Source organism: Acinetobacter sp. GW821-FHT01C12 (assembly GCF_059422625.1).
The window spans coordinates 31,854-49,780 of sequence record NZ_JBWKXD010000006.1 but is presented as its reverse complement, the minus strand read 5'-3'; the positions used below and the strand labels follow the sequence as shown (position 1 = coordinate 49,780).

Here is a 17,927-nt window from a genome sequence, read left to right as displayed (position 1 = left end):
GACTTTTCCACATAGCGTATTTCATTGGTGGGCTATTATAGGCAATCCAAGGGTTAAACGAAACGCTTTACTTCTTCTGTATCTGAATTTGCAAAATAGCTGTCAAAATTTTCTTGATATTCATCAAGATGATCTTCAAGCATGAGCTTAAATTGTTCTACATAATAGTCTAAGATGACTTGGCGATCCGCTTTAAAATCTGGCGCTTGATTGTAGGCACATGCCGCATGCCAAATACTATAACGAGCATTGGCATACATAAATGAAGCACTGATCTTTCCAGGATGTGCTGTCAAATGCGAAACTTGATGATTTTGTTCTGCAAATTGATTGGCGAGAGCAATAAATTCATCAGCACGCTCATAAAAGTATTCGTCAGATTCAACTTCTTCAGTTTCTTCAAAAAAATCATTATTTTCGGACATTATCATTCCTTTTCATAGACTTGTTTCATTGATATAACTATAGCATACTCAAATAGCCTAAGCTTAATAAATACTCAAGGAGTAGATAATGCAAGATGCGATTGCCATACAAAGCTTGAAAAGTGATATTGCATTATTACGCCAAAATATTTGGCCGCCTGTAGACTTAAGCAATGTTGAAGGTTTGCCAATTTATTATGGAACCCAATCCGCAGTAGAGGCTTACTATAAACAGTGGCTTGGGTTGCTAGAAAGGGCACAAACCTTGTATCAACCTTTTATGCAGGATGAGGCTTTAGATGTGGCTCAATTACCCAGCCATTTAAATTTACCTTTGTTCTTTTTTCATGTAGATCGAATTCGAATTAATAAAACCCGTGCCAAAGAATCAAAAACTTTTCGTGGGATTGCTTCACTGGTTGAGAAATGTGGGCAATTTGAACCCAGCCAAATTAAAAATATGTCGCAGTGGTTAAACAGTGATGATAGCGCAGCCTTGGTTGCGCATCGTGAGTTTATTGATTTAAGAACCTATATTTTCCAGTTTGGACAAAGTGAATATACCAGAACACGATTTTATGTGAATGGTTTAGTGCTGAGTACTGAAAAAGATTTTGAATTGGTCGATGCCCGCGATAAGCCGCGCAAGCCACGTAATGATAGCTATGCTGATCCTTTAGCGGATAACAATCTCTGGAAAGTATTTGGCAAATATCGTTAGGCTGTTGTGAAATAGACGGTTGTAGATTTTGTTAAATAGGCTGTGATTTTTAACTTTGTTGTTTTTCTAGCTACAAAATGAAACGAGTAGATTATTTTAAGCACTGACTAAAAATAAGATTTAGTCAGTGCTTTTATATTAGGGGCTGTAGACATTTCATAAATGGCTTGCGTTGTAGGTTAAAATTGAGCATGAGACGTATACGTCGTAAAGCATGAAACGAAGATAATAGCGAGACTATTTTCGAGTTTCATAACGAAGGGTGAGATAATTTTAACCACAACCCTGAGCAAGAACAAAGCACTGCTTTGTTTGCAGCGCAAGGCGCAGCGGGGGACTAGAGTGTTTTTTGCCGCTACTTTGTTACGAACTACTTATTTAGAATGACTAAATTTCGTATTTCGCGCCTAGTATCGCTTAAAAAACACACGTAGTCGCAAACATAGACGAATTGTCAACAGACCCTAAGGATTATCTTTTATTTTACAGCATCAATTGCAACACTTGCTGTTTTGTTAAACAGCGTACATTCTGACTTTAAGCCATTTAGATAAGCTTCTGCTAACTGCGCATTTATACTGTTTTTACCAAACTCAGCAACAGCATCTTGATAATCACGTTCATATTGCTTAATTTGGTTTGCAAGTATGTCATATTCACCCGCAGTATAATAACTTGCTGGGTAATAGTCAGAGCCGATTTTAGCTACGGCATCAACCGATGTATTCAGTTGCATGTCTCTGGATAAATCTAAGTTGAACTTTCCTAGCGTCGTTGAAATATAACCATCTTTAAAATATTTTGATGGGTCGTAATTATTCAGACGATAGCCTGAATAAAAATCAGCAAAGTTTGTATTTGTTGAAGAGGAAATTGATCGTAAACACGTTGATCCAGACGGGAATGTTTTGCCTTTTAGTTTTTGCACATAATATGAAGAATAAGCGCCAACTACTGAGCTAAGTGCTATGTTTGAACCAGCATAATGCTCAAATCCATTGATGTATGGACTAATTGCTTTGCCTGTTAAGTTCACTGTTTCAAATTTTTCAGTTAATTCCAATTGGTTATAGTTACGAGATGAATAGGGTGTAAATGTCCAAACTGTCGCTGTTTTCGATTTCAACGTTGCATATTGATAGCCCAAATCAGTTTTACTTTTAGGTGCATCATAGAGCCCATCTGTTGCTAGATAATCACTTAAAAGATCTGATGAAAGGAACTGTGTTGAACCATCAACGTTATATTCACCATTGATGTACATCTGCTTATTGTTAAAGCTAAACTTTACTTTAGTAAAGAGGTTAATGTCTTGGGTTGAAGCGCCAGTTTCATACCCAAACCATTCAGATTCGTTGTTCGTTGTATAATCCCCAGCATCTGAATCACCTCCACATGCGCTTAAAAATAATGAAGAAATGATGGTAAAAGACAGTAATTTAATTTTCATGAATTATTCCAAATTATAAAATATTAAAATTTATGAGTATAAAAATTCTCGCTGTCATCATATTTAAACATTTTATTTTTTCAATGTTTTTTTGATGAAATTTTAAAATTCTCTTAATTTTATATTGATCGAAAACTTAAAATGATTTTGCTGCTTTTCAATTTCATCCGTGCAAAAAAGTGCTTTAATATTGAAGAACCCAAACAAAAACGATGATAAACATGGTCATATGCAAAATTTGAATTGGAGCAAAGATCAAGGCATAGCGGCTGCCACCACTTAAAAATGCATTGATCGATTTCGCAATGGCATGTGCAGCTAAACCTAAAACAAAGGCGAGAGATAAGATGTGATTACTCGGTTCTCCCTGAATGACAATCGTGGCCAAAGCACCATGAATTTCAAATAATGAGGCCAAAAGCGTACCTGCAATTAAACCCGCATCACCCAATAAAAGATTTAGCCCATATACACCCGCCTGAATCAAGGTTAACGACGCTGCAATAATGGCTGCTTCTTTTAGACTAAACATACGACTATCTGTAAGCTGATTATTTTCAATCGGTTGTGTATGACGCATAAACCATAAGGCAAAAATGGTGAGGATCGCGATAGCGATTAGACTGGGCAGTACAATGAGATTGAACCAAGTAATACTGACACCAATTACAATAATCATGAGTTGTAGTAGGGTTGCCACGCAAGACATTAATGCTGCCCCAGCATTGGCTTTGGCATCTGCACGTCCATTTCTGACTTCTAATCCTAAGCTGGCAATGGTAGCGGTACTGGAAACAAAACCTGAAGCAAGCGAAGACAACAGCATGGCATTTTTTGATGACAATAATCGTTTGGCAATATGTGCAAGTGCTTGCACCGCCAAGATTAAGGTGAGTAATTTTAAAATAACATAGGGGTTAAGCACAGCACCCCATAAAGCTTTGTTTGGTGTCAGTGGCAATGCAATTAATAACAATGCCAGTAAGAAAATTCCATCTTTAAATTCAGATTCTGTAATCCATTTCCCTGCAATGCCATGCATAGAATGTTTAGTCATCAACAAGACGGTGAGGATGACCGATAAACCTGCGGCAAAAGAAATATTCCAAACGCACATTCCACCGATAAAATAAGTGAGGATAAATGCAATTTCAGTGGTTACACCGGGATCATCAGTTTGATTCTTTAGAGAATAAATGACGATACCTCCTGTAATGAGTGCGCCCACAATGCCAAAATAGGGACCAAACAAAAAGCAAACAGCGCCAAGTAAAGCGCAAATGGCAAATGACCTTAAACCGGCAAAACTATTTTGATTTTCACGTTGCTGACTCCGTTCACGTTCAAGACCGATAAGTAGACCACAACCCAATGCAGCCGCAATGATGGTGAGGAAATCGGTATAAGAGCCAAATGAAAATGGATATAGCGATATAAAATTCATAGTGCTCTCCAAATAAGACCATGAATTAATAGAATGATTTCAATGTATCGCAAAGTTTTAGAAAAACAAAAGTTTATTTTTAAGCCTTACGCTAAATACATTATTGAATTTAGAAAATCCAAGAAATACAACAATTAATTTTGTTATAGTAGATTGAGTTTCGGGGATATAACAATGCAATTTAATTTTGAAATCGATACAGCTTGGTGTTTAGAACAATTATTAAAAGATGGTCGTATTACAGAACGTGAAAAACTATTGGTACAAACCACGCATCGACAACGCGATCAGTTGAAGTGGCATCCTTTGCAATGGATAGCCAGCTTTAAGCTCGTCGATGCTAAAAATCCAGTGAAAAGACTGACATTGACCACACTGACAGAATGGTTGGCTGAAAAAGCCGAACTCAATTCATTTACAATTGATCCGTTAAAGGCCGATGTGACTTCACTTACCAATGTCATGTCGCAAGAGTTTGCAATAAGAAATAAAATTTTAGCAGTTGAGGTCAGTGCCGATAAAATTCTGATTGGTACAGCACAGCCTTTTATGACGGATTGGGTACATAATTTAGAACGTAGTTTAAGCCCCAAAAAAATTGAAAAAGTGGTGTTAAATCCTGAGTTATTACAACGTTATTTAACTGAATATTATCAAGTCAGTAAAGCGGTCAGCAATTCGCAAAAATCCAGTGCCTATGATAAAGAAAATAAAGGTGTAGAAGCACTTTTACAATTGGGTGATACCCAGAATCCTGATGCCAATGATCAGCATATTGTGAAACTGGTCGATTGGGTTTTGCAGTTTGCTTTTGAGCAAGGTGCAAGTGATATTCACTTAGAACCGCGTAAGGAAAAAGGCAAAATTCGTTTTCGTATCGATGGGGTACTGCATACGATTTATAATATGCCAGCCAATACCCTAACCGCAGTTATTTCACGGATTAAAATTTTAGGTCGTATGAATGTTGCAGAAAAACGTAAACCGCAGGATGGGCGTTTAAAAACACGGACACCGAAAGGACAAGAAACCGAGCTACGTCTTTCAACTTTGCCGACTGCTTTTGGTGAAAAGTTGGTGATGCGTATTTTCGATCCAGAAGTTTTGGTGCGAAGTTTTCAACAATTGGGTTTTGATGAACATTTATTGGCGCAGTGGCATGCTTTAACTCAACATAGTCATGGCATTATTTTGGTGACTGGTCCCACTGGTTCAGGTAAAACCACCACGCTTTATTCTTCGTTAAAACAATTGGCTACCGAACAAGTGAACGTCTGTACCATTGAAGATCCGATTGAGATGTTGGAGCCAAGTTTTAACCAGATGCAGGTCAATCAAGGGATTGAGCTCGGTTTTGCTGATGGTATCCGTGCATTGATGCGTCAAGATCCAGATATTATTATGGTTGGGGAAATTCGTGACCAAGATACTGCCAACATGGCGATTCAGGCAGCATTAACAGGTCATTTAGTACTTTCAACTCTGCATACCAATGATGCACCATCAAGTCTGACACGTTTGCATGATTTAGGCGTGCAGCCTTTTTTAACCGCTGCAACGATTTTGGGAGTATTGGCTCAGCGTTTAGTGCGTAAGCTTTGTCCACATTGCAAACAAGAAACCTTTATCAATGAACAAGAGTGGAAGCATTTGACATTTGGTTATCAGACCAAAATGCCTAGTTTTGTATATAAAGCAGTTGGGTGTGAGGAATGCCGTCAAACAGGTTATAAAGGTCGTGTCGGGATTTACGAGTTTATGCCGATTAGCCTTGAAGCAAAGCAGAGAATTAGTGCGGGCGTGACTTTAGATGATTTAAAAATGCAGGCAAAAAAAGAGGGTATTGAACCATTAAGAATTGCTGGTGCACGGAAAGTATTGGAAGGCGTAACTACGCAGGAAGAAGTCCTTAGAGTTGTGCCTTTAAATTAATTTTGACTTAAAATAGCAAATGAAGAAATCCTAAGATTCACCTCATGTTGGTTTGTTTTAATGCTTCTATCGAAACAATGAACCGATATGAGGACACAACAATGAACGTCATTGCGAAAACAATTTTAACCACAAGCTTGATTGGTTTAACAAGTTTTGCCACTGCAAACACAGCGATAAATCAATCAGCGCTTACACCAAGTTTAACCACAGTAAAACAAGCGTTAACATTAAAAGACGATACTAAAGTGCAGCTTCGTGGCAACGTGGTTAAAGCAATCGGTGATGAAAAATATCAATTCCGTGATAGCACTGGTAGCATTACTGTCGATATTGATGATGAGTTATGGCAAGGTAAACCGATCGCAGCAAATGCTACAGTGACATTGTTTGGTGAGGTCGATATCGACTATAAGCCGACAAAACGTGTAGAAATTGATGTAGATGCGGTGAATTTTTAATTATTTTATCCATTAAAACAAATCACAGCAGATTCTCGTTATATTCGCTAAGACTACATGTGTATGCATGTGGTCTTTACCTATGTTCAACAAGTATGAACAGCAACAAACTGCAGATTTTATTTTGATCAAGGCTTTATCTGCCTAAAAGAGAGATGGTCTATGCGAATTTTGCTCGCTGAAGATGATAGTTCACAAGCTGAAAGTATTAAATCTTGGTTGGAAATGGATGGCTACAATATAGATTGGGTCGAACGTGGTGATCATGCAATTCTAGCCATAGAACAGCATCAATATGACTGCATCTTGCTAGATCGTGGTTTGCCCAAAGCCACTGGCGATGAAATCCTTAAACTGTTAAAACGTCAATTTCCAGAAATTCCTGTGATTTTTCTTACAGCGAGAGACAGCATCCAAGATCGTGTGCAAGGTTTGGATCTCGGCGCAAATGATTATTTGGTAAAGCCTTTTAGTTTAGAAGAATTATCTGCCCGAGTACGGGCACAACTCAGACAAACCCAAGTCACAAATTTACATGAAATAAAATATGAAAATTTAGTGCTAGATAGTCAAGCAAAAACGGTATTTCAAGATCAGCAAGTTGTTCATCTCACTGCAAAAGAATTTCAAATTTTATATAAATTGATGCAAAAGCCTGAACATATTGTGACACGAGAGCAATTGGAAGAATCTCTTTATGCTTGGGGGGATGAAATTGAGAGTAATGCGATTGAAGTTTATATTTATCAATTGCGTAAGAAGATCGGTGGACATTTGATCAAAACAATCCGTGGCTTGGGCTATCGTATGAATAAAGAGCAAGATTGAGTATTTCACCAAGTACTTTGAATGATTTCAATAGGATGAATATGACCCAGGCAGTATCACTACAAACCAAGCTGATTAAGACCTCCATGCTCAGTTCAATTGTGGCAGGTGTTTTTGCGCTGATACTTTTGGTCAGTCTTTCGATTTATCACAACATGAAGGTACAAGATGAAATCATGGATGAAGTTGCAGATATGCTTCTGATTTCAGATTTAAGTGCGACGTCTGGTTTTCAATTGGATGAGTTAAGTGATGAATTTGATATTCAGTACCGATTGATGAATGGTGAGGTGATGTTGACCCAATCACCTGAATTTGATTTGCAACAAGGGCATGACAATCTTCTGGCGAAGGGTGAAGACAATGGATATGCATTTATTTGGGCAGAGAATAAGCTGTTACGTAGCTACCGAGCGATTGATCAGGATTCTCAGTTAAGCGTCTATGTTATACAGCCCTTAAGTGTCCGTTTTAAAGACTTATTGCAAAGTTTTATCAGCTATTTATTGGTTTTATTGAGTCTCTGGTTGCTGCAATGGCTGATTTTACATTTCTCTGTAAAAAAACAATTTAAATCTATTCAACTGCTTTCGACAGAAATTGCAGAGAAAAATGCCAATGATCTCAGCTTAATTCAGCAACAGCCTGCATTTAAAGAACTTGAGCCGATGGTCAATCAGCTCAATCAAATGCTTGCGCGACTGGATCAAGCTTTAATTGCTGAACAACGCTTTACCGCTGATGCATCACATGAATTACGTTCGCCACTTTCTGCGATACAGATGCGTTTGCAGTTATTACAACGCAAATATGCCGAGTTCCCTGAGATTTATCAGCAACTCAATAGTATTCAAAATGATGTGAATCGAGGAACGCTGGTTCTTGAAAATCTTTTGCTTTTAGCACGATTAGATCCAGCGGATGCCAGTGAATTACCGAAGACTTGGATAAGTCTAGAGCAAATGACTCAGCATGTGCTAAATAGTTTAGATCCTTTTATAGACGAAAAGCGGGTTCAGATTCATATTCAAAGCGAAGATGTTCAGGTCTATGTAAATGAAGAATTACTGTTTATTTGTATTCGCAATCTTGTCGATAATGCGATTCGTTATACGCCAGTACAGGGCAATATTTATATTCAGATTGGACCTTTAAACAATAGCAATAGCTTTGAAATTCAAAATGATGGGGAGGGTATTCCTCAAGACATCTTAGATCGTTTAGGTGAACGTTTTTACCGAGCGTTGGGGACCAAAACACAAGGTTCAGGTTTAGGTTTGTCAATTTGTAAAAAGGTGATCGATTTACATCATGGACAGATTCAGTTTGCTGCTTCCAAATATGGCGGTTTGAGCGTTTGTGTTTATTTACGTTAAAGCTGTGCGATTGAATCGGGCATTTTTATTGAATGTTTAACATTTCATTGGATCGTTTTATAGAGATTGGGTGTTGTATAAAAATCAATAGACAAGCATTAAAAATCAACTGACAAAATTAAAAAGCAGTATGCGCTGATTCATACTGCTTGTTCCCACGTTTTTTGTTTTAACTTAATGTTTTTATAGTTATTTGGTCAAAATTAGACGATTGTTACGTGTTAAACGTAAGCGATATTCTTCTCCAGCATGCATGATGCGAATTTCGCGCCCTAATGCAAATAAGTTATTTGAATGTAACATCGGAAGAGATTGGTGAGCTTCAGTGTTACGTGTGAATAGGCTAAAAGGTGCGTTCATTATTGTTACTCCGTGTGGGGTGCTGTCTAAGTGATTTAAATGATAATCATTATCGAATAGGTCTGTCAACGATAATTTTTATCATTTATAAAATTTCTATAATTGCTTACAATTCATTAAAAATTCAGGTGTCGATTTTTATGTCTAAACCCAGTATTCATGTGGCTATCGCTTTATTACTTTATCGTGGGAAAGTGCTGGTCGGTTGGCGCAATGCAGATCAGCATCAGGGCAATAAATATGAATTTCCTGGTGGCAAAATTGAAGCAGGGGAAACGCCTGTTGAAGCATGTCGTCGAGAGATCTTTGAGGAAGTGGGAATTGGCATCCAGCAATGGCATGCTTTTGATGTGATTCATCATGTTTATGATGATGTTGAAGTGTTTCTCCATCTTTTTCATGCCACGGTTCCTGAACAATATTTGCATGATATTCAGAAACCTTGGACATGGTATGGACGTGATCAACTATTCGCGCTGAATTTCCCTAAAGCCAATCAAGCGATTATTCAACGCTTGTACTGGGCGCATCAAATTAAAATCTCCGACAATCTTTCAGCATTGAGCATAGAAAAAAGTCTAGATGACAACGCGCAATTTTTTTATTTTAGAACGACTGCAGATCAGATCGCTGTAACACAAATTTCGCAGCTAGATCCAAATGCCTTATCTCGCTTGATCGTCAATATAGAGCTATGGCAACAGTTGCCTGAACATCTTCAAAAAAATATAGCTGCTGTACATTATAAACAGCATCAATTGATGGATTTACACATCGGGCAGTTACCAATCGGTCTACGTTGTATAGCAGCATGTCATGATTTGGTCTCTTTACAGCGAGCACAGAGCTTAGGCTTTGATGCTGTGATGTTAAGTCCAGTATTTGCAACCCAAACCCATCCTGAAGCCAATGCACTTGGATGGGAAAAATTTGCCGAATATGCCAAGACCTGTGATTTACCCGTCTTTGCATTGGGGGGATTAAGCCAAGCTGATTTAGAGATTGCACAACAGCATTATGCATACGGGATTGCTGGGATTCGAAATTTTTAATCGAGCAGAGATATTGGTTTAAACAGTTATAAGCGTTGTAACTGTTTTTGCGCTTCTGCGATGGTCTGTTGATTTTTTAATTGCTGAGCAGCCTGCAAGATAACATTCCAAAAGGTTTTCTTCTGGGATGGACTTTGCGCATAACTTAAACCACGTCGCGCTAAAGATTCAGCATTCGCATATTGTTTCTTCTGATTGGCAATTTGAGCCAAATAAGAGAACACTTGTGCCGATTGTGGTGCAATACGTTGTGCATGGATTGCATAACGTTCAGCTTCATCCCACTGGCCCTTTTGATACGCAGTTTGAGTTTGTTGGATGAGTTGTTTAAAGGCTGGGATATTTTCTCCATCCTCAAATTTTTGCGTTTGAGGCTTGGATTGTGGCGCAATCACAACAGGAACTTTTTCACGTTTAATTTCAGGGCGTTCATAAGGGGTAATTTTTACCCCATCTGGTGTCGCAACCCGATGGTCAGGCTGTTCAGATTTTGGCTTTTCAACAGATTTGCTTGGTTTAGAATTTTGTTGGGGTGTTGTTTGACACCCGGCCAAAGTTAATATTCCACTTAAACTTAGAATATAAGCGATTGTGCTTACATTTCGTTTCATCACAAATTCCTATTTAAAAGCCAATTTACCCGTATATCCAATACGTTTAGATTAGTTGTTATAACTACCACTTGAGATCACATGACCTCTTGAGTCCTGATCTAAACTGTCTTCACTTTCGCGAATATAGTTTTCTATACTATCACTTGAATGCGGCTGTGAAGTGTTTTGTTGCGTATCAGGCGTGGATTGAGGATCAACTTGATAATATGGCATGCCGCACTCTGTTGCACGATTAGGGACTGTGTGACGTAATAATGGAATATATAGTGCGCCTTCACAGCCTTGTGCTGAAAGCTCCCCAGTACGAGAGTCAATCCATTGCCATGAAATATCATCAGTTTGACGTAAATTCACTGGTTTTTGGCGTAATTGCTTCATGACATTGATCCATACAGGTAATGCACCTGATGAACCTGTAAGCCCAGTGATTTTATTGTTGTCTAAGCCTAACCACACCACTGCTAAATTATTGCCTGAATATCCAGCAAACCAAGAATCACGGGTATCGTTGGTTGTACCTGATTTGCCCGCAAGTTTGAGATCAGCAGGTAATGTGTTGTAAGCCGCTTTACCTGTACCCGCAGACATGACTTGTTGTAAGCCAAAGTTCAATAAGAAGGCAGCAGAAGGGTCTATGGTTTGTTGTACATTTAAACCAAAACGCTCCAATAAACGACCATTAGAATCTACAACAGTACGAATCGCTTTGGTTGGGTATTTAAATCCACCTGTTGCAAAGTTACCATAAATACTCATCACTTCCATGGGTGACATATCAACCGCACCAAGGAAAATAGACGGGTAGTTTGGAATCTTTGAGGTCACCCCAAATTTAGACAAGTTATTGCTAAATGTAGAGATCCCAAATTCGTTCCCTAAACGCACAGCAGACAAGTTATATGAGTTTGCTAAGGCTTGAGACATCGGAACATAGCCATGACCTGTTCCACTATAGTTCTTTGGTGTCCAGGTTTGATTACCACTGACAGGTAAACTAATTGGCGCATCTTCAATTTGTGATGCCCAGTTATAACGACCTGATTCCAACGCACTTAAATAAATCACAGGTTTAAGCAAAGAACCCACTTGACGTTTCGCATCTACAGTACGGTTAAAGCCAGTAAAGTCTTGGGTTGAACCAACAGCGGCAATCAATTCGCCGTTTTCAGGACGGGTAACTAAAACAGCACCTTGCAGGTCTTTTAATCTTGCTGGGTTCGCATTGGCTAAACGGCTCACCGTTTCTCTAAAGCTCTTTTGTACTCTAGTTTGTGCAATTGGATCAAGTGTCGTAAAAATTCTCAAACCTTGATTGGTTAAATCTGATTCTTGGTATTCGGTTTTAAGTTGACGACGTACAATATCTAAGAAGTCTGGGAAGCTTGCTGTACCTAATGTTGGTTTACGCACCACATTGAGCGGGCGTGCAATTTCTTTTTCATATTGCGCTTGGTCTAAGTATCCCATCACCAACATATTGTTCAGCACAATATCGCGACGTTTTTTTGCGCCTTCAGGATTTTTCCAAGGGTTAAATAGGGTAGGACCCTGAACTAAACCGACCAAAAATGCTTGTTGTGAAATATTTAATTCACTGAGTGGTAAACCAAAATAGAATTGTGAAGCCAAGCCATAACCATTGACAGAGTAGTTACCACTTTGACCTAAATTCACTTCATTCAAATAGGCTTCTAAAATTTCGTCTTTGCTGTAATGAAGCTCTAATAACAGTGACATCAGGGCTTCATTCACTTTACGTTTTAAGGTCTTTTCAGGGGTTAAGAAAAAGTTCTTAACCAACTGTTGCGTCAGTGTTGAACCACCTTGACGTTTACCACCAGTCACGTTACTGAGTAACGCGCGCGCTGTACCACGGAATGAAATACCATGATGACGATAAAAGTTTCTATCCTCTGTAGCAATTAAAGCTTCAATCAAAGGTTTAGGAACTTTATTTAATTTAATGAGGACACGGTCTTCATTGTGTTGCGGGTAGATACCACCAATTAACATTGGTTCTAAACGTGCGATTCCAGTATTGGTCGGTTTGGTGGCTTTTACATCTGTAACTGTATCGCCAGCAAAGGTCACTTGTAGGACTTGTTCTGGATCTACACTGTCACCAAAGTCAAAGCCACGTGTATGCACGTAAATTGTATTCGGTTGGGTAATATAGGTTCCCGATTTGGTATAGCTATCACTGTTTTTATAACCGAGTAATTTGAGCTCTTGTTCAAACTCTATTTGGGCAATTGGCGCAGTTGCATAGATTTCTAATGGGCGAGCGAATACTTTCGCAGGAATATCCCAGCGATTGCCTTCAAACTTATCTCGAATAACATTGTCGAGGCGAATTAAGTAGACGCTAAATGCGAGAAATACTGCAATAATTAATACACAAAAAATCAGTGCAATTAAGCCTATACCACGTTCGGTCTTCATATACAGATAATAATACCCAAATTTATTTTCGCTAATCATGCGAAGCTTTTCTTAATTTTGCAATAATAAATCTGTGAAATACACAAATTTAAAGGCTTTTTAAACATTCTCGTTATTTTTCGTATATGAATGATTTTATAAACATATACTGAGAGTGCTATTATATCTCAGAATTTCAGTGGAGCTACCGCATCTGTGCAAATTTCACCAAAGACCTTTCGTAATATCGGTTTAATTGGAAGACCAGATAAATCATCTGTGGTTGATACGCTTTGTCTTATACACGATCATTTATTAAGTTTGGGTCTGCATCCAGTTTTTGATACAGCTACAGCACAACTTGTACCTTATACCAATACACAAACTGTCAGTAAGAATCTGCTCGGTGAAGTGGTTGATTTGGTTATTGTCGTCGGTGGTGATGGTTCTTTATTACATGCTGCACGTGCATTGGTAAAATACAATATTCCTGTACTTGGGGTGAACCGCGGTCGTTTAGGGTTTTTAACAGATATTAAACCCACTGAAGTGCTGTTTAAGTTAGATCAAGTTTTAAAAGGTGAGTTTCAGCTTGATCGTCGCTTTTTATTGGAAATTGAAATTCGCAGTAAAAATGAAATAATTTATGATGCAATTGCTTTGAATGATGTGGTACTTCATTCAGGTAAATCTGTACATATGATTGATTTTGAGCTGAATATTGATGGGCAATATGTTTATCGCCAACACAGCGATGGTTTAATTGTATCGACCCCGACAGGTTCAACGGCATATGCCTTATCTGGTGGGGGACCGATTTTACATCCAAGTATGGATGCAATTGCTTTGGTTCCAATGCACCCACATACGTTGTCATCAAGACCGATTGTGGTAGGTGGGCAAAGCGAAATTAAGATATTGATCCGTGAAAACCGGGTGTTGCCGATGGTCAGTGCCGATGGTCAGCATAGCGTTTCATTAAATGTCGGTGATAGTTTGCATATTCGTAAACATCCCTTCAAACTAATACTTTTACATCCACCAGGTTATGACTTCTATATGGCTTGTCGTACTAAACTTGGCTGGAATCAAGATTTTGATTCTTTTCAGCGGGATTGACCATGAATATTGAACAGATGCTTTCTATTTTAGATGCTGACATTGTTGAGCGTTTAAAAACTGCGGTAGAAATTGGTAAATGGCCAAATGGTGTGGCGTTGACTGCTGAGCAACGTCAAACCTGTATGCAAGCAGTGATTGCTTGGGAACATCAGAATATACCTGAAAAAGAACGTACAGGTTATATCGATAAAGGGCATAAAGAAGAAGGTGAGGAATGTGATTCGCATGTGCCTGAGCCAGAATTTAAACCGATTCGTTTTATCTAACTGAGCAAAAGATCCCTTGAATCACAGAGTAGTTTCACTTTGTGATTCAAACACACAATTTAAAAAACAATAATATTTAAACTGTTTCAATCATGATGATATTAAAACGATAAAGAGGTTAAAATGCTCAAGCTACTCAAAACAATAAAGCTTGCTCGACTCAGTTTATTCTGTATCACTGCAATTTCGACCAGTACATTCGCTGAGCAAACAAGTGATGCTAAACGTATTCAATGTTTATTAGAAGTTACCGTAACCGCAAGTCAAAATTTCCAAACGCCTGTCACACAATATACATCAATTAAAAATGATGGTTATCCCATGCTGTTAGTTGGTATCAAGATCCGTAATGCTTATACAGCCGACGCATCAAAAAAGATAAAAACCCATCATCTGTATTGTTCCAGTCTGATTGGAAAGCAAAAAGATGCTTATTTATCTGGTCCTTATCAATCCAATAATATCGATGTCAAAATAGGTGATCAGTTGCAACTTATCAATATTCATTCTTCAGGAAAAAGTTATCCCTATTGGGCTGATTTTTATTTTATCCAAAAGCGTGATCAATAACGTTCACGCTTGTGTTTAAAGATGAAATTAGAAACGCGTGTTCCAAAGGTGCTTTGCTTTACTCATGGCTTCTAGATAGTTATTTACAATACCCATGGTATATAAAGCAATGCCCATTGTTTCAGTGATGGCAATTTCTCCATATTCATGTGCTTGTTGGCCTTCCCAAACCGCTTTAAAAACAGCGAGATCAAGCTGTTCTTCTGTTGGGCTGCGGTTATCGGTTAATTTAGGCAATTCATGTTCATAAAGTTCACCATCTTGAATGCCACAGATGAGGGTTTTTGCATCAGGATTACGCTCAAACTCGCCACCTTCACCTTTAATCACAGCACTATTTTTATAACCTAATTGAAAGGCAGCTTGTTGGTGTGAACTACGATAAGCAGGGTGGAAAATTGCCTGTAAGGTTGCTTTGGCATTGAATGGATTAATCAAACGAGCCAGTGTGTGAATCGGGGAGCGTAACCCCATCACATTTCTAAGATTGATCAAATCTGCCAAGATCGGAGAGATCACATTTAAAGGCAAATAGGCAAAATTTTGGGTGTCTAGTTGCTGTTTGACTTGTGCTTCATTTTGGCAAATTGGAAAGTCCAAGTATTCTAAGACTTGTTCAGTATACACACGGTTCATAGTATGGCCTGATGCACCATGCATCACGATTTTATAACCATGCTTTGAAAGTGTTAATGCTGCCAATAAAAACCACGGGTAGTGTTTGCGTTTACCCGCATAAGATGACCAATCTAAATCCACAGCAAGTGGTTGAAAATTCAATTGGTCTTTGGTCGCTTGGACAAAGCCTGTCAGTTCATCTACAGACTCTTCTTTGACCCGAAGCAACATTAAAAACGCGCCAAGTTGTACGTCTAAGACTTCATTTTTCAAAATCATTGAAAAAGCTTGATAAGCTTCATCATAAGTTAATGATCGTGCACCATTTTTCCCTTTACCAACAATTCGCACAAACTGCGCAAAAGGATGTTCAAAGTCTTTATAAAGATTGCGTTTTGTATTCATGTCAAATGGATCAAGGGAGAGGATACAGTGAAATACACTATGCCATAAATTGATCTGAATCGTATAGACATAGATGATATTAGACTAAGGTCTAAGCATAAATTGCACAGATGTTAGGCGAAATTAACATTTGCATAGAGATTGATCATCAAAAATTAATTAAAATAGCCTTGAAGAGCGTTTTATTTTTTATCTCCTGTTCTGTATTTATTCTTTTGGCCAAGGTGCCAGCGAGAATAAATCTTAAACATCGTCATTCGTTGTCATTGTTTTGGAAAACTGTCGTTTTCTGAAGGGATTTTTATTTGCTAAAAACCGACTTCCCAGAAGTTTTTATCGGGATTTTGGGCTGTGTCAGCAAATGGTAGCATTAACATTGGATATTTCTTCAAACAGAAATATAGAAAGAAGTAATTATCATGGCTAAGAAACCGCTGTATAAGTCACTCTATTTTCAAGTGATTGTTGCCATTATTTTGGGTGTGATTGTAGGGCACTACTTTCCAAGTGGTACTCAATTGATCAATGGTGTAGAGAAAAGTGTTCCTGGTTTAGGCGAACAACTCAAACCTTTAGGTGATGCTTTTATTAAGCTCATTAAAATGATTATTGCCCCTGTGATTTTCTGTACCGTGGTCAGTGGGATTGCGGGCATGGAAAGCATGAAATCAGTGGGTAAGACTGGTGGTATTGCACTTTTATACTTTGAAGTCGTGTCTACCATTGCCCTGATTATTGGTTTGGTTGTCATCAATATCGCCAAGCCGGGCGTTGGTATGAATGTTGATCCTGCGACTTTAGATACCACGGGTATCAGTAAGTATGTGGAATCAGGTGCATCACAGTCTACTGTTGATTTCTTTTTGCATATTATTCCAAATACGGTTGTGGGCGCATTTGCAGAAGGTGAAATTCTACAAGTTCTTTTATTTGCCTTATTGTTTGGTTTTGCATTACATAAACTTGGCGATGCTGGAAAACCAGTATTAAGATTGATTGATCAAATTTCGCATGTGTTCTTTAACATTGTGAATATGATTATGAAACTTGCGCCAATCGGTGCTTTTGGTGCGATGGCATTTACCATTGGTAAGTATGGGATTGGTAGCTTAGCGCAACTTGCACAGTTAATTCTTTGTTTCTATATCACGTGTTTGTTGTTTATCTTTATTATTTTAGGTTCAATCAGTCGTTTCTGCGGATTTAGTATTTTAAAAATGATTCGTATGATTCGTGAAGAATTGTTGATTGTATTGGGTACATCGTCTTCAGAATCTGTATTACCGCGTATGCTGAAAAAGCTTGAAATTGCTGGATGTGAAAAGTCTGTGGTTGGTTTGGTAATTCCAACAGGTTATTCATTTAACCTTGATGGTACCTCTATTTATTTGACTATGGCGGCGATCTTTATTGCGCAAGCAACCAATACTCAACTGGATATTTGGCATGAAATTACTTTACTTGCAGTCTTGTTGATTTCATCAAAAGGTGCAGCAGGTGTAACTGGTTCAGGCTTTATTGTCATGGCAGCAACTTTGGCTGCTGTAGGTAATATCCCAGTCGCTGGTTTGGCTTTGATTTTAGGTATTGACCGTTTCATGTCAGAAGCACGTGCATTGACTAACTTGGTGGGTAACTCTTTGGCAACGATTGTAGTTGCCAAGTGGGTCGGAAAGCTGGATGTTGAGAAGCTCAATGATGCTTTAAATAACCCAGCTGAAGTGGATCGTAAAATGCTTGAAGAATCAAATCAACCCCAATTGGATTTGCAAAAGTCTTAATTTTATTGTGTTGTAAATCAAGGAAGCTCAGGCTTCCTTTTTTATTGTTGTGATAAAATCGTGTTTCGATTAGAAATCAAT

The 17,927-nt window shown here is 38.3% G+C and carries 17 protein-coding genes; 10 read left to right on the top strand and 7 right to left on the bottom strand.

What is annotated here, in order from left to right:
• Window positions 1-53: 53 nt before the first annotated feature.
• Window positions 54-425, bottom strand: a complete 372-nt coding sequence (locus AC07WY_RS14475; RefSeq protein WP_262085519.1) for a DUF3144 domain-containing protein — start codon at window positions 423-425, stop codon at window positions 54-56.
• Between the two features lie 88 nt (window positions 426-513).
• Here AC07WY_RS14475 and AC07WY_RS14470 point away from each other — a divergent pair, with 88 nt between their 5' ends.
• On the top strand, window positions 514-1,146 hold the full coding sequence (locus AC07WY_RS14470; RefSeq protein ID WP_239046075.1) for a hypothetical protein: 633 nt from the start codon (window positions 514-516) through the stop codon (window positions 1,144-1,146).
• Window positions 1,147-1,624: 478 nt separating this feature from the next.
• Here the strand turns inward: AC07WY_RS14470 and AC07WY_RS14465 are convergent, their stop codons facing one another.
• Both AC07WY_RS14465 and AC07WY_RS14460 read right to left on the bottom strand, forming a co-directional pair.
• Complete coding sequence (locus AC07WY_RS14465; protein ID WP_262085520.1) at window positions 1,625-2,596, bottom strand: hypothetical protein; 972 nt, start codon at window positions 2,594-2,596, stop codon at window positions 1,625-1,627.
• A gap of 184 nt (window positions 2,597-2,780) precedes the next feature.
• Window positions 2,781-4,040 carry an MgtC/SapB family protein gene (locus tag AC07WY_RS14460; RefSeq protein ID WP_494736571.1) on the bottom strand — a complete coding sequence of 420 codons (1,260 nt, stop codon included), beginning with the start codon at window positions 4,038-4,040 and terminating at the stop codon, window positions 2,781-2,783.
• Between the two features lie 174 nt (window positions 4,041-4,214).
• Between AC07WY_RS14460 and tfpB the strand changes: the two genes are divergently transcribed.
• From tfpB to AC07WY_RS14440, 4 genes are all read left to right on the top strand, one after another.
• Complete coding sequence (gene tfpB, locus AC07WY_RS14455; RefSeq protein ID WP_494736570.1) at window positions 4,215-5,972, top strand: type IV pilus assembly ATPase TfpB; 1,758 nt, start codon at window positions 4,215-4,217, stop codon at window positions 5,970-5,972.
• A gap of 101 nt (window positions 5,973-6,073) precedes the next feature.
• Entirely contained in the window at window positions 6,074-6,433 is a 360-nt protein-coding gene (locus AC07WY_RS14450; protein WP_004820153.1) for a NirD/YgiW/YdeI family stress tolerance protein, read from the top strand.
• 162 nt (window positions 6,434-6,595) lie between these two features.
• Window positions 6,596-7,261 (top strand): response regulator transcription factor, encoded by a 666-nt coding sequence (locus AC07WY_RS14445; RefSeq protein WP_494736569.1) that lies wholly within the window; start codon window positions 6,596-6,598, stop codon window positions 7,259-7,261.
• A gap of 41 nt (window positions 7,262-7,302) precedes the next feature.
• Window positions 7,303-8,637, top strand: a complete 1,335-nt coding sequence (locus AC07WY_RS14440) for a sensor histidine kinase (RefSeq protein WP_494736568.1) — start codon at window positions 7,303-7,305, stop codon at window positions 8,635-8,637.
• A gap of 189 nt (window positions 8,638-8,826) precedes the next feature.
• Here AC07WY_RS14440 and hemP read toward each other — a convergent pair whose 3' ends face one another.
• Window positions 8,827-8,997 (bottom strand): hemin uptake protein HemP, encoded by a 171-nt coding sequence (gene hemP, locus AC07WY_RS14435; protein ID WP_004721884.1) that lies wholly within the window; start codon window positions 8,995-8,997, stop codon window positions 8,827-8,829.
• Window positions 8,998-9,137: 140 nt separating this feature from the next.
• On the opposite strand from hemP, the gene AC07WY_RS14430 reads away from it, so the two are divergent.
• The gene (locus AC07WY_RS14430; RefSeq protein WP_494736567.1) at window positions 9,138-10,049 is read left to right on the top strand and encodes an NUDIX domain-containing protein; all 912 of its coding nucleotides are present in this window, start codon (window positions 9,138-9,140) and stop codon (window positions 10,047-10,049) included.
• Between the two features lie 26 nt (window positions 10,050-10,075).
• On the opposite strand, the gene AC07WY_RS14425 is transcribed toward AC07WY_RS14430, so the two are convergent.
• Together AC07WY_RS14425 and mrcB are read right to left on the bottom strand one after the other, a co-directional pair.
• Window positions 10,076-10,660, bottom strand: a complete 585-nt coding sequence (locus tag AC07WY_RS14425) for a tetratricopeptide repeat protein (protein ID WP_004820161.1) — start codon at window positions 10,658-10,660, stop codon at window positions 10,076-10,078.
• A gap of 51 nt (window positions 10,661-10,711) precedes the next feature.
• On the bottom strand, window positions 10,712-13,105 hold the full coding sequence (gene mrcB / locus AC07WY_RS14420) for a penicillin-binding protein 1B (protein ID WP_035371136.1): 2,394 nt from the start codon (window positions 13,103-13,105) through the stop codon (window positions 10,712-10,714).
• Window positions 13,106-13,300: 195 nt separating this feature from the next.
• Here mrcB and AC07WY_RS14415 point away from each other — a divergent pair, with 195 nt between their 5' ends.
• The 3 genes from AC07WY_RS14415 to AC07WY_RS14405 all read left to right on the top strand — a co-directional run bounded on the left by AC07WY_RS14415 (window position 13,301) and on the right by AC07WY_RS14405 (window position 15,042).
• The gene (locus tag AC07WY_RS14415) at window positions 13,301-14,203 is read left to right on the top strand and encodes an NAD(+) kinase (protein WP_004721877.1); all 903 of its coding nucleotides are present in this window, start codon (window positions 13,301-13,303) and stop codon (window positions 14,201-14,203) included.
• A 2-nt stretch (window positions 14,204-14,205) separates the two neighbouring features.
• A complete protein-coding gene (locus AC07WY_RS14410; protein ID WP_004721875.1) occupies window positions 14,206-14,472 on the top strand; it encodes a YeaC family protein in 267 nt (88 codons plus the stop codon).
• Between the two features lie 123 nt (window positions 14,473-14,595).
• The gene (locus AC07WY_RS14405) at window positions 14,596-15,042 is read left to right on the top strand and encodes a hypothetical protein (protein WP_262085526.1); all 447 of its coding nucleotides are present in this window, start codon (window positions 14,596-14,598) and stop codon (window positions 15,040-15,042) included.
• Window positions 15,043-15,069: 27 nt separating this feature from the next.
• On the opposite strand, the gene AC07WY_RS14400 is transcribed toward AC07WY_RS14405, so the two are convergent.
• Entirely contained in the window at window positions 15,070-16,065 is a 996-nt protein-coding gene (locus tag AC07WY_RS14400) for a glycosyl transferase family protein (RefSeq protein WP_262085527.1), read from the bottom strand.
• A gap of 419 nt (window positions 16,066-16,484) precedes the next feature.
• On the opposite strand from AC07WY_RS14400, the gene AC07WY_RS14395 reads away from it, so the two are divergent.
• Window positions 16,485-17,846 carry a dicarboxylate/amino acid:cation symporter gene (locus AC07WY_RS14395; protein ID WP_004721869.1) on the top strand — a complete coding sequence of 454 codons (1,362 nt, stop codon included), beginning with the start codon at window positions 16,485-16,487 and terminating at the stop codon, window positions 17,844-17,846.
• Window positions 17,847-17,927 lie beyond the last annotated feature (81 nt).

Bases quoted from the DNA above. Each gene is read 5' to 3' on its own strand.
- AC07WY_RS14475 (WP_262085519.1), bottom strand. From the start codon at position 425: ATGTCCGAAAATAATGATTTTTTTGAAGAAACTGAAGAAGTTGAATCT.
- AC07WY_RS14470 (WP_239046075.1), top strand. From the start codon at position 514: ATGCAAGATGCGATTGCCATACAAAGCTTGAAAAGTGATATTGCATTA.
- AC07WY_RS14465 (WP_262085520.1), bottom strand. From the start codon at position 2,596: ATGAAAATTAAATTACTGTCTTTTACCATCATTTCTTCATTATTTTTA.
- AC07WY_RS14460 (WP_494736571.1), bottom strand. From the start codon at position 4,040: ATGAATTTTATATCGCTATATCCATTTTCATTTGGCTCTTATACCGAT.
- tfpB (WP_494736570.1), top strand. From the start codon at position 4,215: ATGCAATTTAATTTTGAAATCGATACAGCTTGGTGTTTAGAACAATTA.
- AC07WY_RS14450 (WP_004820153.1), top strand. From the start codon at position 6,074: ATGAACGTCATTGCGAAAACAATTTTAACCACAAGCTTGATTGGTTTA.
- AC07WY_RS14445 (WP_494736569.1), top strand. From the start codon at position 6,596: ATGCGAATTTTGCTCGCTGAAGATGATAGTTCACAAGCTGAAAGTATT.
- AC07WY_RS14440 (WP_494736568.1), top strand. From the start codon at position 7,303: ATGACCCAGGCAGTATCACTACAAACCAAGCTGATTAAGACCTCCATG.
- hemP (WP_004721884.1), bottom strand. From the start codon at position 8,997: ATGAACGCACCTTTTAGCCTATTCACACGTAACACTGAAGCTCACCAA.
- AC07WY_RS14430 (WP_494736567.1), top strand. From the start codon at position 9,138: ATGTCTAAACCCAGTATTCATGTGGCTATCGCTTTATTACTTTATCGT.
- AC07WY_RS14425 (WP_004820161.1), bottom strand. From the start codon at position 10,660: ATGAAACGAAATGTAAGCACAATCGCTTATATTCTAAGTTTAAGTGGA.
- mrcB (WP_035371136.1), bottom strand. From the start codon at position 13,105: ATGAAGACCGAACGTGGTATAGGCTTAATTGCACTGATTTTTTGTGTA.
- AC07WY_RS14410 (WP_004721875.1), top strand. From the start codon at position 14,206: ATGAATATTGAACAGATGCTTTCTATTTTAGATGCTGACATTGTTGAG.
- AC07WY_RS14405 (WP_262085526.1), top strand. From the start codon at position 14,596: ATGCTCAAGCTACTCAAAACAATAAAGCTTGCTCGACTCAGTTTATTC.
- AC07WY_RS14400 (WP_262085527.1), bottom strand. From the start codon at position 16,065: ATGAATACAAAACGCAATCTTTATAAAGACTTTGAACATCCTTTTGCG.
- AC07WY_RS14395 (WP_004721869.1), top strand. From the start codon at position 16,485: ATGGCTAAGAAACCGCTGTATAAGTCACTCTATTTTCAAGTGATTGTT.